Raw genomic sequence first — 16,079 nt, 5'->3', positions numbered from 1 at the left:
ATGGTTCTCGCCATCGAACTGATGCAAGCCAATCATCAAAGGAAGTTTTTGTCATCACAGGAAGTGCATAGCGGTGATGTCATTTGAATGCCATTCATTGGCTATTTAACACGGACGCGCCATCCGTCGATGGCGGCTGCTCCGCTCTTCGGATAAACCTTAGGGAATGGGTTTCTTATGCCGTGTTTTGTGAAATATTTATTACGTCCGGCCTGATTATTTTATCTTCAGGCTTCGTTTGGCTTACACCGCCAAACACGGAAATTTCTTAAGCCTGAAAACGGACGCTTTATATCCGCCTCGACAACAGCGGTTGTCGAACTATGAAAAATGGCATGTTCGACGCCAGGGGTTAACTATGCCTAATGTTTCCACGCCAACATCCAACAACCGAACCAAAGTGCATCAACCCACACTGTTGACACCCCTACTCGACCCGGCGATCGGACAATTTATTCATGATCATTCACAAAGACTTATAGAACTTGTTTCACAACATGGATCACCCCTGAACCTGATGTGGCCCCATGCATTTAAAGCCAATACAACGGCGCTGAAGAGCATGTTGAAGAAATACGACGTGAATCACGTCATCTTCTATGGCGCCAAAGCCAACAAGTCCCAATGTCTGCTTCGCGCGGCAGAAGATTTGGGTATCGGCGTCGATGTATCGAGCATTCACGAACTGAATGCGGCCCGGCGCGCCGGCACGCCGGGCGCGCTTTTGTGCGCAACGGGGCCGGCCAAAACGGCTGTTTTCCACCGGACACTGGTAGAGGCTGGCTCACTGATCTGTGTGGATTCGCTGGAAGAATTCGCTCATCTCAAAGCGCTGGTAAAAGCCACGCGCCCTCCCTTACAGGCCAGGGTTTTACTGCGTTACCGGCCGCAGAGCTGCCTGGCGAGCCGTTTCGGAATGGGCACCGATGACTTGCTGGAGTGCCTGCGACAATTGACCGAAGAAGGCGAACATTTTCACTTCGAAGGCTTCCATTTCCATCTGGGCGGCTACGGGTACGAAACCCGGGTACAGGCCTTCCGAGAGGTGACCGCCTTTGTCGAGGCGGCGCACGAGATGGGCTTGACTCCGAGCATGATCGACATGGGTGGAGGGCTGCCTATTCGTTATGTCGATCCCGAGATCTATAACAGTTTTCTGCAGAACGACAATAAACCCGGTCATTACTACAACCATTCAGTGCCCGAGTCGTTTTATCCCTATGGCGGCAGTTTGACAGCCAGCCAGTGGTTGGAACTTTTCCTGGAATCCGATCATTCACCCGGCCGTTCGATAGCGAATTACTTAAAGTCACGCAATATCACCTTGTCGTTGCAACCCGGTCGAAGCCTGGTGGATCAAGCCGCCATCTCGGTATTTCGAGTGACCCGCACCAAAAAGCTGGCCGACAATAAAACCGTGATCTTCGTCGAGGGCAGTAGTTTCAGCGCGTGTGAAACCTGGTTCGCGTCTGAATATCTGGTCGATCCCATCTTGATAAGCGCAACGCAATCACCTCATAGCCCGACTCAAGCATACATCGCCGGCCATAGTTGCCTGGATGATGACGTCATCAGTTATCGCCTTATCAACTTCGAATATTTACCCCAGCCCGGCGACTTATTGATCTACGCCAATACCGCCGGCTATCAGATGGATTTGCTGGAAAACGAATTCCATCGTCACCCCCTACCCCGACGATTAATGGCGACTTGTTGTACACAAGGCCACTACGCGTTTTCACCTGACTGCTAAAGGGAGTACTTCACATGATACTTAATAAAGTTTCCGACCTGATCGGTAATACCCCCATGCTGGGCATTGATATACCCGACACTAATGCCAGGCTGTTGCTCAAGATTGAAAAGAACAACCCCGGCGGCAGCATCAAGGACCGCATGGCGCGGAACATGGTACTGGCCGCACTCAAGTCCGGACGCTTGAAACCCGGCGGCGTGGTCGTGGAGTCCTCTTCCGGCAACACCGGCATCGGCCTGGCCATGGCCGCTGTCGAATTCGGCCTGCATTTTATCGCCGTGGTCGACCACCATGCCGCCCAGGACAAGATCGCCGTCATGAAAGCGTTGGGCGCCGACGTTCGATTTGTCGCCGGCCATTATCGCGAGGATGAAGTCGCGGTAGTCGAGCGCCAACGGATGGCCGCCGAACTCGCGCAACAGATCCCGGGAGCGGTGTTCATGAACCAGTCGGACAACGCCGCCAATGCCGGCGGCTACAGCGACTTCGTCCGCGAAACCATTGCCCAGGTGGAAGGCAAGGTCGGTGCCTACGTCGGTTGTGTCGGCACCGGCGGCTCGATGACCGGCATCGCCCGCGGGCTGAAACTGCACAACCCCGACACCGTGACCGTCGCCGTGGAACCCGCCGGCTCCATTGTCTTCGGTCATCCCGGCTACCCGTACTATCAATCCGGCACCGGTACCCCGGCCGGCGACACCGTGGGCCTGGTGCTCGACTACAGCTGCATCGACCTGGGCGTCCAGGTCACCGATTCCCAAGCCTTCGAAACCGCCCGTTATATCGCTCGCAACCTGGGGCTGCTGGTGGGCGGCTCTACCGGCGGGGCGATTTTCAAGGCCCTGGAATTCATTCACAAAGGTGTGCTGACCGGCAATGTCGTGGTCCCGATCGCCGACGGCGGCGAGAAGTACCTGCACACCGTGTTCGACGATCAATGGCTGCAAGAGCGCGACTTGCTCGACCCAGGCGTCGCCGTGCAACTGGACGGCTGGCTGGGCAAGACCCAATGGCTGGAATCCAGTTCTGCGCCGCTGCAATTGAGCGTCGCATGACCCTCCACCCACACAGGAACGCCTCTTCATGAACGTGCTGAAAGTCGCCATTTGCGGCGGTGGCAGAACCGGCCATCTCAATGCCATCCTGTTCAAGCAATTGCCTGATGTCCAGGTGTCGCTGCTCACCAGCAATCAGGACATCGTCGACCTCCACGCCCGCCAAACCCCCATGCAGGCGTTGATGCCCGATGGTTCGACGCTGAGCGCGCGGCCGGACCGGGTGACCACCGAGGCAAAAGTCGCCGTCGAAGACGCCGACATCGTCATCATCACGGTGCCGGCCCATGCCCGGCCGCAGGTCCTGCAGGACATCGCACCGTACCTGAGCACGACCAAGCCGGTGTACGTCGGTGCCATTCCAGGCTTCTGCGGTTTCGACTGGCTGGCCCAAGCCACACTGGCGGATAAACCGAACCTGGTGATCTGGGGCATGAAGGACGTCCCGCACACGGCGTTCGACCTGAAACCCGGACGCTCGGTGAAGATGGGCGGCGGCAAAAGCCAGTTGTATGTCGCCACCCACGCCCGGGAAACCCAGGCGTCGCGCCAGCAGCTCCAGCAAATGCTCAGCAGGCTGTACGGCCCTTGCGTGACCCTGCTCGACCATTACCTGGAGATCACCCTGACCCCGGGCAATCCGATCATGCACAGCTCGGTGATCTACGGCTTGATCGGCCCTTACGGCCAGTGGCACCGCAAGATCTTCCCGCAACGCCTGTGCTGGTGGACCGAGTGTCCGGAACTGGGCGCCTATTTCCTCGAACGCATGGATGAAGAAAGCCAGAACCTGTGCGCGGTCATCAGCCAGCGCATGGGCGTGGACCTGTCCTCGGTCAAGTCCTTGAAACAGGAGATCGTCGAGGCCTACGGCGAGCAGATCCGCGACCGCAGCAGCATGCTTTCGATCCTGCGCACCAACCGGGCCTACAACGACATCCTGGCGCCCATGGTACCGGCCGACGGCAACCGCCCCGGCTATGTGATCGAGCGCCAGAGCCGAGCCTTCAATGAAGACGTCGCCTATGGCCTGGTCCTGCTGGTGGAAATGGCCAAGCGTTTCGAACTGAAAGTCCCCTACATCGAGGAAGTCCTGCAGTGGAGCATCGCCTACATGGAAGGCTTGCGCGACTCGGCGCTGGACTACTTCCCGACCCACTGGCCGCGTTCGGCCTGAACCGGGCTTCACCCTCTTCCTTATTCATCGACGAGCAGATACCGATATGGATGACTTCAAGACACTGGTCACTTATTCACGCAAAAACGCCATGCGACGCTTGGTTCGCTGCCTGTTTGCCGAGAACATCCTGGACCGTTCGGCCCTGAGCTTTTCCGCGGACGGCAGCGAGGCGACCTACCCGTTGAAAAATGCACGGGCCCAGCTGTTTTTCTCGCAGATTACCCTGGTCCCCGCCGACACCTTGATCAGTGACGGTGACGTGGTCCTGCTGACCGACGAAGGCGTACGCCAAGTCATTCACAGCCATCAGGACTTGCTGGACGTGCTGCGCGACAGCTTCGACTTCGAACCCAGCGACGAAGGCGTGGCCGGCCTCAAGTCGGACATGGAAAACAGCCTGATGAACGATGCCCACGCCCGCCAGCATCGCCAGCAATGGAACGCGCGCCTGGCCCAGGCCGCCGAAAGCCACGGGCTCGCCAGCCTGACCGACTACCTGCGCCAACACACCAGCACCAAGGACGCCGCGATCCTGTTGGACCAATGGGGGTCGCTGGAAGGCCATCCGTATTATCCGACCTGGAAATCCCGTCCAGGTCTCAGCGATGCGGAAGTCGAACAACTGTCCCCCGAGTTCAACGCCCAGGTCCCCCTGCGCATCGCCGCATTGCGCGCCGACATGGCCAAAAGTGAAAGCATGCCCCACGTCACCAGCTACCACCGTTGGTTCGCCAGCAACTTCCCGGCGCAATGGGCGCAGTGGACCGCCGCCCTCAATGCCAAGGGCCTGGACGAAAACCAATGGCTGCCGCTGCCCATCCATGCCTGGCATCTGCAGGCCTACGTACTCAAGACCTTTGCCGCGGAAATCGAAGCAGGCATCCTGATCACCGAGGGCCCCGACCTCCAGACCCTGCCGACCATGTCCTATCGGACCATGATGCCGGTGCTGGACGAGACCGCGCCGCTGATCAAGTTGCCCATCGCCGTGTGGATGACCAGCGAGCTGCGCAGCCTGCAAGCCAAGTCGATCCACATGGGCCCGCGGATCAGCACGGTGATCACGAAAATCCTCGCCGCCGAAAACGGCTTCGACCAGCGCCTCGAGATCTTCCCGGAAGAAATCGGCGTGCGATACCGCAACGCGATCACCCAGGACGACGCCCCCGGACGACACCTTTCAGTGGTCTATCGCGCCAGCCGAGCGGCGTTCGAACGCAGCGACGATTGCCTGCCCATCACCGTGGCCTCGTTGTTCACCCGCCTGCCCGGCGGCCGCCCGCTGTTTACCGACCTGATCGAGCGCGATGGGGTTCGGGCCGAGGCCCAGGGCGTTGAAGACTGGTTCCGGCAGTACTCCGCCGTGGTCACCCGCCCAGTGATCGCGATCTACCTGATGTACGGCATCGGGCTCGAAGCCCATCAGCAAAACACCATGGTGCTCTTTGCCCCCGATGGCAAAGCGCGTAGCCTGCTGATCCGCGATTTCGGCGACGGCAGAACCTACGCGCCCCTGCTGGAGGAACGCGGGTACACCTTGCAACCTCATGTGCAGCCGGGCATCTTGCCGACCGTGTTCGTGGAAGATATCGAGCCGGTGCGAATGTTCGTGCTCGACGCGGCGTTCCTCACCCACCTGCACGAGATCGCCTTGTGGCTGACACGGGAATACGGGTTGGACGACACACGACTGTGGCGCGTGTTGCGCGAGGAAACCGAGGCGGCGTTCGAAGCCGTACGCGAGCGTGTCGCCGCGCCATTGTGGGAAACCGAACGCCAGGCGTTCATCCAGGACCCGTGGCCGACCCGATCGTTGTTGCGCATGCACCTGTTGCAGTACTCCAACTATCGTTTACAGCACACGCTGACCAACCCGCTTGCGAGCGTTTAACCACCGAGGCTGAGTCATGTCCCACGCAGGTGCCATCCAGGGTTCGAACGTCAGAATCCTGATTTATCTTCTATTCGCGATCCAGCTCATCTCCATGGGCGCGATGGAAATGAGCGGGCCGTTCTGGCCGGTCCACCTGCGCGGGCTGACGTCCTCGGAGTCGGTCTTCAGCTTCGCCAGCATCGCCGTGTATGTCGGGCCAATGCTGGGCATCATTCTGACCAGCGCCTTCTGGGGCCGTATCGGTGATCGCTACGGTCACAAGTTGATGATGATCCGCGCCCTGGCGGGCCTGTCATTGACGCAGCTCGGGCTGGCGCTGTGCAGCGATATCTGGGTCATCCTAGTGCTGCGCTTCCTGCAGGGCGCCTTTGCCGGGTACATCGCCCCGGCCCAGGCCTATGGCGTCAGCATCGAGGCCCCCTCGCGACGGGCGCGGCTGTTCGCGATCCTGCAAATATCCACCAACGTCGGCTCATTACTCGGCGCGGTGGTCGGGGGCCTGATCCTCGACTACGCCACCTTCTTCTGGATCAACATCATTGCCTCGGCCTTGTGCGCGGTGTGCACGGTGGTGGCCGCCGTGACCTTGCCGGACGTGCCACCGGTGAAAAAAGCCGCGACCAGCCAGGCCCCGACGACAGCGAGCCGTACCGACAGCGTCTGGCAAGGATCGCCATTGCTGTCATTGCTGTGGGTCATGGGCATCCTGCTGTTGGCCCGGATGCTGCCACAGACCTCCTTCTCCTTGTATGTGAGCTCGGTATTCGACGTCAGCAACTCAGTGGTCGGCCTATGCTACGGCTTGCTGGCGCTGGGTTTCATCCTCTCGGCCACCGCCTGGTCGCGCTACTTCGAACACCGTACCCAGCAGGACACCTTGCACCGCATCATCTACGTCGTGCTCGGTTGCATCGCCCTGACCGCCCTGGCGGGGGTCACGCGCAATGCCATCGTCTTTGTCGTCGTCTACTTCATCTGGGGCGTGCTGCTGGGGGCTACCACGCCGGTGCTGATGGCGCTGATCTCGAAATCCGCCGACAGCGCGCGCCAAGGCCAGGTGCTGGGCATTGCCCAGGGCACCGCGCAGTTCGCCTCGATCGCGGGCATCTCGGCCGGTGGGTTGCTCAGCCAAGTCTACGGTTTGCAGTACACCTACCTGTTCGTTTGCCTGGCCTATGTGTTGGCCCTGATTCCCATCGTTGCCTTGCGGTACTGGCCCGCGAGCCTGCAAGCCAGCCCCGCCCCGCCCGGGGACTGATCAAGGAGTTTCCCTTTGAACGTTGAACAACTGCGCGCCGATACGCCCGGTGTCGCGCACCTGGTCCATTTCAACAACGCCGGTGCGGCACTGATGCCTGAACCGGTGATCGAGGCCGTGACCAACCACCTGCAATGGGAGGCGCGCCTCGGTGGTTACGAGGCCGCCGGGCAACAGGCCGCGGCGCTGGCCAATGTCTACAACGCCATTGGCCGCCTGATCAACGCCCAGCCCGATGAAATCGCGGTGATCGAAAATGCCACCCGTGCCTGGGACATGGCCTTCTATTCATTGCCGCTGCGGCCCGGCGATGTGGTGCTGACGTCCACCACTGAATACGCCGGCAACTACATCCCCTACCTGCAACTGAAGAAACTCCGCGGTATCGAGCTGCGGATCATTCCCAACGATGAGCACGGCCAGGTGTCGCTGCCGGCCCTCAAGACGCTGCTGGAGGATGATCGCGTCGCCTTGGTGTCTTTGCCGGTGATTGCCACCAACGGCGGACCGGTCCAACCCGTCGAACAGATCGGCGCCCTGGCACGGGCCGCCGGGGTGCTGTTTCTGCTCGATGCCTGCCAAGGGGTCGGGCAAATGCCGATCGATGTGAAACGCATCGGCTGCCACATGCTCGCCGCGACCAGCCGCAAGTACCTGCGCGGCCCCAGGGGCATGGGTTTTCTCTATGTCGAAAAGGCCCTGTGCCAGAACCTTGAGCCGGTTTTTCTCGACCTGCATGCCGCCTCGCTGCAAACACCTGACACGTTCAGCCTGCGTGGCGATGCCAAGCGTTTCGAGAATTGGGAATGCAACGTAGCGGCCAAGCTGGGGCTCGGCGCGGCGGTGGAATATGCTCTGGCCCAAGGCATCGAGCCGATGTGGCAGCGCATCCAACACCTGGCCAGCCATTTGCGCGAACGCCTGGCGACGATTCCGACGGTCACGCTTCAAGACCAGGGCACGCTCCAATCCGGCATCGTCACATTCACTCACCGACACGGCAGCGCGACCCAGGTCCAGCAATGGCTGGCGGGCCAGGCCAAACGGATCAACGTCAGCACATCGACGTTCCGCTCGACGATGCTCGACATGCAGCAACGCGACTTGCTGGAAGTCAGCCGCGCCTCCGTACACGCCTACAATACCGAAGCTGAAATCGACACCCTGGCGGCCGCGCTGGCGCACCTGCCGCGCACCTGAGGGATGGTTCAGGGCTTTGCTCAAAAACGGTGGGAGCGAGCTTGCTCGCGATGGCGTCGGCGTCAACATCCCCGCAAGCTGATACACCGCTATCGCGAGCAAGCTCGCTCCCACAGAGGATCGATGGTGGACGCCTGATCTGTGAACGCTCAAAAAACTGTGGGAGCCGAGCTTGCTCGCGATGGCGTCGGTAAATCCAGCATCTCTGCAAACTGATATACCGCTATCGCGAGCAAGCTCAGCTCCCACAGAGGATCAATGGTGGACGCCTGATCTGTGAACGCTCAAAAAAAACTGTGGGAGCCGAGCTCCCACAGGGGATTCAGGGTGTATCTCAATCTCATCATCATCCCGAAAACGGTGGGAGCGAGCTTGCTCGCGATGGCGCCGGCACAGCCAACATCCCCGCAAGCTGACATACCGCTATCGCGAGCAAGCTCAGCTCCCACAGAGGATCGATGGTGGACGCCTGATCTGTGAACGCTCAAAAAACTGTGGGAGCCGAGCTTGCTCGCGATGGCGTCGGTAAATCCAGCATCTCTGCAAACTGATATACCGCTATCGCGAGCAAGCTCGCTCCCAGTCGATGCCGCTTGCGTCGCGAGCAAGTTGTCCTTTAGCATTGGGAATACTTCTCAATTGCAAAAAACGCAGCCATGAGCGAAACCCTGCCCGCGAACAACGACCATCATCTGCGCGTGATCGAAGACCTGTACGCCGGCCATCACAGCTGGCTGTACAACACGCTGAAGAAGAAGCTGGGAAACGCCATGGATGCGGCGGACCTGGCGCAAGACACCTTCACGCGCATTCTCGCCTCCCAAGTCACGGCCATTGACCAGCCCCGGGCCTACCTGAGCTGCGTGGCCAAGGGCATTCTCATCAATTGGTATCAGCGCAAGGCCCTGGAACGTGCCTACCTGGAGGCGCTCGCGCATTTACCGGCCCAGGAAGTGCCGTCCCCTGAATTGCGCTTTCTGGTGCTGGAAACCCTGCACGAAATCGACGCCATGCTCGACACCCTCCCGGCGCCGGTCAAGCGGGCATTCCTGCTGTCGCAGATCGGCGGCCTGAAGTACGACGACATCGCCCAACAGCTGAACGTCTCGCTGATCACGGTCAAGCGCTACATGAAGCAGGCATTCGTGCAGTGCTTGATGCTGGTGGAATGAATGCTCACTCGTCGCCGTGAGCCGCCGCTCGACCCCAAGGCCCTCGAAGAAGCCGCCGAGTGGCTGATGCGCTTGAGCGAAAGCGACCTCAGTGACACCGAGCGCACCGAATGGGAATGCTGGAGGGCCAGCAGCCCCGAGCGCGGCCGGGCCTGGTCTCGTGCGCAATTGCTGCAAAGCAAGCTCGGCGGCTTGCCACGAGCATTGGCGATGTCGGCGTTGGATCGCCCAAGCAGCCCCGAACGACGCGCGGCCCTCGGCAAACTGGCGTTGCTGCTGGCAGCGGTGCCTGTCGGTTGGGGCAGCTGGAAACTGGCGCAATCGCAGCAATGGTCCGCCGACTACCGCACCGCCATCGGCGAGCGCCGCGAGTTGGCCCTGGCCGACGGCTCTCACCTCACCCTCAATACCGGCACGGCCATCGACGTGCTGTTCGACACCCGCCAGCGGCTCCTCCATGTGCGCGAAGGGGAAGTCCTGGTGCAGACCGCGCCGGATGCCTCACCACAGGCCCGACCGTTCCTGGTCAGCACCCGCGAGGGCCGGATGCAGGCCCTGGGTACGCGGTTCATCGTGCGCCAACTGCCATCGCGCACCCATCTGGCGGTACTCGAAGGCGCGGTGCGGATTGAATTGACCGAGGCTCGCCAGGCCGCGCCGCTCATCGTCAACGCCGGACAGCGCACCGACTTCTCGTCCCAGGCCTTCGGTCCGTTGACCCCGACAGATCGCAACGCCAGCGCCTGGACCCAAGGCATGCTGATGGCCGACAGGATGCGCCTGGCGGATTTCGTCGCCGAACTGGCGCGCTATCGCCGCGGCTTCGTGCGTTGCGACCCGGCCATTGCCGAGCTGCGGGTGTCCGGCGCGTTTCCCATCAGCGATACCCAGCGCACGCTCAACATGCTGGTGCAAACCTACCCGGTCCTGGTCACCGGTCATTTGAGCGGTTACTGGGTGACGCTCTCCCCGGCCTGACCCCACAAAAATTATTTGCTGCTCGGGTGATACTTTTTTTGATCTCAACTGGCAAAGAAAGGAATAACCATTTCATCTCGTCCATAGGGTCATCCATCCATGCTCGTTGCGCGGCCCCTGCGTCCGGATCGTCCGTCCAAGCACGTCATGCGCAGTGTGCTGTTAAGCCTTGCGTTGAGCACGGTCACCGGGCCGTTCGCCTTCGCCGCCGTGCCCGCACAACTGGAAGCCGTCGCCCCCCGCGCCTATGACATCGCCCCGGGGCCGCTCGGCCCTGCCCTGTCGAGCTTTGCGGTGACCGCCGACATTGCCTTGTCATTCCAGCCCTCGATCACTGAGGGCCTGGTCAGCCCGGGGCTTTCCGGCACTTATCCGGCAACGCAAGCACTCACCCATCTGCTGGCCGACAGCGGCGTGGAAATGGTTGCCCGCGACGATGGCAGCTACACACTGGTGCTGCGCCAGGTGTCCCTGCCGCAGATCAGCGTCGACGCCGCCGGCAGACGCAGCAGCGACCTGCCACCTACCGACGCCAACGGCCAGGTCGCCCGCGGCGCACGCCTCGGCCTGCTGGGCAACGCCGATGTGATGGATGCACCGTTCAGCGTCAGCAGCTACACCTCGACGATGATCAGGGATCAACAGGCGACCACCGTGGGTGACTTGCTGGAACGCGACGCTTCAGTGCGCTCCACTGGTCAGGCGGGAGGCATCGTCGACTCGTTCTTCATCCGCGGTTTTCCGTTGGGGGAAGGCAACCTCGGGGAGCTGGCTTTCGACGGCGTGTATGGCGTGGCGTCCAATTACCGGGTGTTCACCGATTACGCCGAGCGCATCGAACTGGTCAAGGGGCCCGCCGCGCTGCTGTATGGCATGTCGCCCAACAGCGCCGTGGGTGGAGTGATCAACGTGGTCCCCAAGCGCGCCCTCGACGAGGACCTGACCCGATTCACCAGCCGCTACGCCACGAACTCGCAACTGGGCGGCCACCTCGACGTCAGTCGGCGCTTTGGCGAGGAACGCCGGTTCGGGATCAGGCTCAACGGTAGCCTGCAGCAGGGTGACACGGCCATCGACAAGCAGTCCCGAGACGTCGGTACCGGCGCCATGTCCCTGGATTACCAAGGGGATCGCCTGCGCATGACCCTGGACCTGATCAGCCAGGATGAAAAATTCGACGCCGCCTCCCGCCCTTTCCTGATCGACTCTGGCGTGCAAATCCCCTCCGCCGCCAACGGCCGCACCAGTGTCAGCCAGGACTGGGGGCGCTCCCGGGCCCGGGACAAGTCGGCGTTACTGAGTGGCGAGTACGACCTCAGCGACAATCTGACCCTGTTTGCCCACGCCGGTGGCGGAAAATCCGAGGTCGAGCGCATGTCCGACCAGACCCCGACCATCATCAACGCCGCCGGCGACACGTCATCGGTTCCCGGTTATTACAAATTCAACGTCCAACGCTACACCGTCGATGCCGGCGCGCGCCTGGGCTTCGACACCGGGCCGGTCAGCCACCGCGCGGTGCTGCAAGTCAGCCGTTATCGCGATGAATTGTCCCGGGGCATTATTTCCGGCCCCGCCATCCTCTCGAACATCTATCACCCGGTCGACCGCCCCAGGCCCAACATCGCCGAACCTCACACGCCAAAAGTCTCCGAGAGCGAACTGTCGGGCGTTGCCCTGGCCGACACCTTGTCGGTGCTCGATGAGCGCCTGCAACTCACCCTCGGGTTGCGCCGGCAAAGCATCCAGTCGGACAACTACAACACCACCGTTGCCACCCCGTCCTACGACAAAAGCAAGACCACGCCACTGCTCGGTATCGTCGCCAAGCCCTGGGACCATGTCGCGCTGTACTACAACTACATCGAAGGCCTGAGCAAGGGCGACATCGCGCCGGCTGCCGCCACGAACGCCGACGAAGTTTTTTCACCCTACATTTCCCGCCAGCAGGAGATCGGGCTCAAGCTCGACTACGAGCGTTTCATGGCCACGCTGGCGCTGTTCCAGATCAAGAAACCCAGCGGTGAATTGTCGTCCGGGGTGTTTTCGGTCCAGGCCCAGCAACGCAACCGTGGCGTGGAACTGAACCTGTCCGGCGAGATTGCCCGGGGCACGCGCCTGCTCGGTGGTGTGACGCTACTCGATGGGGAGCTGACCCGCACCAGCGTGGCCGCCAACCGCGGCAATACACCGGTGGGCGTGCCCAAGGTCCAGGCCAATCTCTGGGCCGAGTGGGACACCCCGGGCATCGACGGGCTGACACTGACCAGCGGCGCGATCTACACCGCCAGCCAGTACGTCGACCAGGCCAACACCCAGGAACTGGATGCCTGGACCCGCTTCGATGTCGGTACCCGCTATGCCACGCGCATTGCCGAACGGCCCACGACATTTCGCGCCACGGTGCAGAACGTCTTTGACCGCGCCTATTGGTCGGGGGTCGCGTCCTATGGCGCGTTTTCCCAAGGCGCACCGCGCACGCTGTTGTTATCCGCCACCGTTGATTTCTGAAACCTGCGGGCCGGGGCGGCGACTTGCGCCGTTGTCCGGTCCGGCTTTTGTAAAGGCATGAACCATGGTTACCGTTTTTCGCCGCCCTCACACCCTTGCCGCCCTGCTGTTCGCCGGGCTGCTCGGTGTGTCGTTTCTTTCGCTGACGCCCCGCAACGCCCTGGCCGCCGAGGCGGACCCTGCCCTGGGCAGCGTGACCGACCTGCTCGGGCGCCAGGTCAAGGTCCATCTCCCGGTCAGGCGGGTGATCCTCGGCGAAGGCCGCCAGTTGTACCTGGTGGCGGCACTGGACACGCAAAACCCCATCGAACGCATCGTCGGTTGGCGCAAGGACCTGATCCAGTCAGATCCGGACACCTACGGCGCCTACCTGCGCAAATTTCCCGAGATTGCCAAGATCCCGACCTTCGGCGGGTTCGAGGACGGCACCTTTGACATCGAACAGGCTATCTCCCAGCGTCCGGATGTGATCATCCTCAATATCGAAGCCCAGCACGCCACCGAGGATGCGCGCTACATCGAGAAGCTCGACGCCTTGGGCATCCCGGTGGTCTACGTGGACTTTCGCAACAACCCGATGCAGAACACCGAGCCGACCATGCGCCTGTTCGGCCAACTGTTCGGCAAGCAAGCCCGTGCCGAAGCCTTCATCGATTTTCGCAACCAACAGATTCGACGGGTCACCGACGTCATTGAAGCGCGCCACCCTGCCCGGCCCAAGGTCTTCATCGAGCGCATCGGCGGCTACACCGATGATTGCTGCCTGAGCTTCGGCAACGAGAATTTCGGCCTGTTCGTCGAAATGGCCGGTGGCGACAACATCGCCAAAGGCATCATCCCCACCACGTTCGGCCAGTTGAATGCCGAGCAAGTGGTGGTCGCCAACCCGGCGCAGGTGGTGGTCACCAGCGCCAACTGGGAAGCCTTTGCACCCGGTGGCCATTGGGTCGGCGTCGGCCCCGGGGCGGACATGGCCCAAGCCAGGAAAAAACTGGCGTGGTACACCCGGCGACCGGCCTACGCCGGCATCAAGGCCCAGGACGACCAGGCGTTCCACGCCATTTGGCACCAGTTCTACAACAGCCCCTATCAGTTCGTGGCCATCCAGCAATTGGCCAAGTGGTTCCACCCGACGTTATTCGCCGACCTGGACCCGGACGCCTCGTTCCGCCAATTGCACGAGCAGTTCCTGCCGGTCCCGTATGAGCCGGGTTACGCCGTCAGCCTGGACCAGACTGAGGACAAGCCATGACGTCGTTGAACGAAACCCTGGTGATGCAGCGTGACACCTACCGACGCCTGGTGTTGCGCAAGCGGCTTATCCTCGGCGGGCTCACGCTGTTGCTGATTTGCAGCGTCCTGCTCGACCTGGCCCTCGGGCCGGCACGCTACAGCCTCGACGAAGTGCTCGGCGCACTGTTTTCGCCGGACAGCGCTTCGCCCCAGGTTCGCGTGGTGATGTGGGACATCCGCCTGCCTGTGGCGCTGATGGCTGTCGCGGTCGGCGCCGCGTTGTCGCTGGCCGGCGCGCAGATGCAGACGATCCTCAACAACCCGCTGGCCAGCCCGTTCACCCTGGGCATTTCCGCTGCCGCCAGTTTCGGTGCGGCCATGGGGCTGGCGTTTGGCGTGGCCTTGTTCCCATTGGCGGCGCAGTACATGGTGCCGGTGAACGCGTTCATCATGGCCATGCTGTCGGCATTGCTGATCCACTTCCTGAGCCTGCGCCGCGGTGTCACCGCCGAGACCATCGTGCTGCTCGGCATCGCCCTGGTGTTCACCTTCAACGCGTTGCTGGCGCTGGTGCAATTCTTCGCCACCGAGCAAGCCGTGGCCGCCGTGGTGTTCTGGACGATGGGCAGCCTGACCAAAGCCACCTGGCCCAAGCTCGGGGTGATCTGCCTGGTGATCCTGGTCACCCTGCCGATTTTCGCCCGGCGCGCCTGGGCCTTGACCGCGCTGCGGCTGGGGGACGACAAGGCCGCGAGTTTCGGCATCAACGTGCGCAGCCTGCGCTTTCAGACGCTGATCATGGTCAGCTTGCTCGCCTCGTTCCCGGTGGCGTTTGTCGGCACGATCGGTTTCATCGGCCTGGTCGGCCCGCACATCGCGCGGATGCTGATCGGTGAAGACCAACGGTTCTTCCTGCCGGCGTCGTTGCTGACCGGCGCCCTGATTCTGTCCGCCAGTTCGGTGATCAGCAAAACCCTGATCCCTGGGGCCATTTTCCCCATCGGCGTGGTGACGTCGCTGATCGGCGTGCCCTTCTTCATATCCTTGATTCTCGGCGGGAAGAAAAACTCATGGTAACGATCCGGCTGGAGAATCTCGGGGCCCGCTATGGCCAGCGCACGGTCATTCACGGCGTGACCACGGCAGCTTTTGTCGGCGGCCAGGTGGTGGCGGTAGTCGGCCCCAACGCGGCGGGCAAATCCACCTTGTTCAAGCGCATGGCCGGGTTGATCGACGGCCCCGGGCAGGTGATCCTGGAGGGCTCGAAAAAGGGACCGCAGGGCATCAGCTACATGCCCCAGGGCTTGAACGCCAGTGCCCGGTTGACGGTGTACGAGTCGGTGCTGCTGGCGCGCAAGCAGCTTACGCCGGGCTGGGTCGTCCACGATGACGAACTGAAGCTGGTGGACGACATTCTCGCCGCGCTGGGCATCACTGAGTTGTCGTTCCGTAATCTCGGAGAGCTTAGCGGCGGACAGCAGCAACTGGTGTCGATCGCCCAGACCCTGGTGCGCGAACCGGAAATCCTGTTGATGGATGAGCCGACCAGCGCCCTGGACATGCATCGGCAAGTCCAGGTGCTGAATTTCATGCGGGCCCTGGCGCGCAAACGCCAGGTCATTGTGTTCATCGCCATCCATGACCTGAACCAGGCGCTGCGCTTTGCCGACCAAGTGCTGGTCATCGCCGACAGCACCGCCCAGGGCAGCGGCCCGAGCGCCGAGGTGATTACCGAGTCGATGCTGCGCCAGGTCTACAAGGTCGAAGCGCGGATCGAGCAGTGCAGCCGCGGCGAGCGCCACATCCTGATCGACGATATCGTTTGAACGCACAGCCGGGCCT

General features: G+C 61.7%; 12 protein-coding genes. All 12 read left to right on the top strand.

Going from position 1 to position 16,079, the window contains the following annotated elements; translation table 11 throughout:
- Nucleotides 1-358 precede the first annotated feature (358 nt).
- The 12 genes from IB266_RS07320 (at nt 359) to IB266_RS07265 (ending at nt 16,063) form a co-directional block, all read left to right on the top strand.
- Nucleotides 359-1,753: an alanine racemase gene (locus tag IB266_RS07320; protein WP_192260733.1), complete on the top strand. Its 1,395-nt coding sequence runs from the start codon at nt 359-361 to the stop codon at nt 1,751-1,753.
- 14 nt (nt 1,754-1,767) lie between these two features.
- Nucleotides 1,768-2,811 carry a PLP-dependent cysteine synthase family protein gene (locus IB266_RS07315; protein ID WP_192260732.1) on the top strand — a complete coding sequence of 348 codons (1,044 nt, stop codon included), beginning with the start codon at nt 1,768-1,770 and terminating at the stop codon, nt 2,809-2,811.
- A gap of 28 nt (nt 2,812-2,839) precedes the next feature.
- Nucleotides 2,840-3,988 (top strand): NAD/NADP octopine/nopaline dehydrogenase family protein, encoded by a 1,149-nt coding sequence (locus IB266_RS07310; RefSeq protein WP_192260731.1) that lies wholly within the window; start codon nt 2,840-2,842, stop codon nt 3,986-3,988.
- 46 nt (nt 3,989-4,034) lie between these two features.
- Nucleotides 4,035-5,882 (top strand): IucA/IucC family protein, encoded by a 1,848-nt coding sequence (locus tag IB266_RS07305; protein WP_192260730.1) that lies wholly within the window; start codon nt 4,035-4,037, stop codon nt 5,880-5,882.
- A gap of 16 nt (nt 5,883-5,898) precedes the next feature.
- The gene (locus tag IB266_RS07300) at nt 5,899-7,143 is read left to right on the top strand and encodes an MFS transporter (protein WP_192260729.1); all 1,245 of its coding nucleotides are present in this window, start codon (nt 5,899-5,901) and stop codon (nt 7,141-7,143) included.
- 15 nt (nt 7,144-7,158) lie between these two features.
- Entirely contained in the window at nt 7,159-8,343 is a 1,185-nt protein-coding gene (locus tag IB266_RS07295; RefSeq protein ID WP_192260728.1) for an aminotransferase class V-fold PLP-dependent enzyme, read from the top strand.
- Nucleotides 8,344-8,999: 656 nt separating this feature from the next.
- Nucleotides 9,000-9,515 carry a sigma-70 family RNA polymerase sigma factor gene (locus tag IB266_RS07290; protein WP_192260727.1) on the top strand — a complete coding sequence of 172 codons (516 nt, stop codon included), beginning with the start codon at nt 9,000-9,002 and terminating at the stop codon, nt 9,513-9,515.
- Nucleotides 9,516-10,493, top strand: a complete 978-nt coding sequence (locus IB266_RS07285; protein WP_192260726.1) for a FecR domain-containing protein — start codon at nt 9,516-9,518, stop codon at nt 10,491-10,493.
- A gap of 99 nt (nt 10,494-10,592) precedes the next feature.
- Nucleotides 10,593-13,004: a TonB-dependent receptor gene (locus IB266_RS07280; RefSeq protein ID WP_192260725.1), complete on the top strand. Its 2,412-nt coding sequence runs from the start codon at nt 10,593-10,595 to the stop codon at nt 13,002-13,004.
- Nucleotides 13,005-13,068: 64 nt separating this feature from the next.
- Nucleotides 13,069-14,256 (top strand): ABC transporter substrate-binding protein, encoded by a 1,188-nt coding sequence (locus IB266_RS07275; protein WP_192260724.1) that lies wholly within the window; start codon nt 13,069-13,071, stop codon nt 14,254-14,256.
- A complete protein-coding gene (locus tag IB266_RS07270) occupies nt 14,253-15,314 on the top strand; it encodes a FecCD family ABC transporter permease (RefSeq protein WP_063321700.1) in 1,062 nt (353 codons plus the stop codon). The genes IB266_RS07275 and IB266_RS07270 overlap by 4 nt, the downstream gene beginning before the upstream one ends.
- The gene (locus IB266_RS07265) at nt 15,308-16,063 is read left to right on the top strand and encodes an ABC transporter ATP-binding protein (protein ID WP_192260723.1); all 756 of its coding nucleotides are present in this window, start codon (nt 15,308-15,310) and stop codon (nt 16,061-16,063) included. Before IB266_RS07270 ends, IB266_RS07265 begins: the two co-directional genes overlap by 7 nt.
- Nucleotides 16,064-16,079 lie beyond the last annotated feature (16 nt).

Source organism: Pseudomonas sp. Pdm06, assembly GCF_014851795.1.
Taxonomy (GTDB): domain Bacteria; phylum Pseudomonadota; class Gammaproteobacteria; order Pseudomonadales; family Pseudomonadaceae; genus Aquipseudomonas; species Aquipseudomonas fluorescens_AA.
Note: the sequence above shows the minus strand (reverse complement) of the source record. Positions and strands in the feature narration are given on the sequence as shown.

Bases quoted from the DNA above. Each gene is read 5' to 3' on its own strand.
- IB266_RS07290 (WP_192260727.1), top strand. From the start codon at position 9,000: ATGAGCGAAACCCTGCCCGCGAACAACGACCATCATCTGCGCGTGATC.
- IB266_RS07305 (WP_192260730.1), top strand. From the start codon at position 4,035: ATGGATGACTTCAAGACACTGGTCACTTATTCACGCAAAAACGCCATG.
- IB266_RS07275 (WP_192260724.1), top strand. From the start codon at position 13,069: ATGGTTACCGTTTTTCGCCGCCCTCACACCCTTGCCGCCCTGCTGTTC.
- IB266_RS07270 (WP_063321700.1), top strand. From the start codon at position 14,253: ATGACGTCGTTGAACGAAACCCTGGTGATGCAGCGTGACACCTACCGA.
- IB266_RS07320 (WP_192260733.1), top strand. From the start codon at position 359: ATGCCTAATGTTTCCACGCCAACATCCAACAACCGAACCAAAGTGCAT.
- IB266_RS07280 (WP_192260725.1), top strand. From the start codon at position 10,593: ATGCTCGTTGCGCGGCCCCTGCGTCCGGATCGTCCGTCCAAGCACGTC.
- IB266_RS07315 (WP_192260732.1), top strand. From the start codon at position 1,768: ATGATACTTAATAAAGTTTCCGACCTGATCGGTAATACCCCCATGCTG.
- IB266_RS07285 (WP_192260726.1), top strand. From the start codon at position 9,516: ATGCTCACTCGTCGCCGTGAGCCGCCGCTCGACCCCAAGGCCCTCGAA.
- IB266_RS07300 (WP_192260729.1), top strand. From the start codon at position 5,899: ATGTCCCACGCAGGTGCCATCCAGGGTTCGAACGTCAGAATCCTGATT.
- IB266_RS07310 (WP_192260731.1), top strand. From the start codon at position 2,840: ATGAACGTGCTGAAAGTCGCCATTTGCGGCGGTGGCAGAACCGGCCAT.
- IB266_RS07265 (WP_192260723.1), top strand. From the start codon at position 15,308: ATGGTAACGATCCGGCTGGAGAATCTCGGGGCCCGCTATGGCCAGCGC.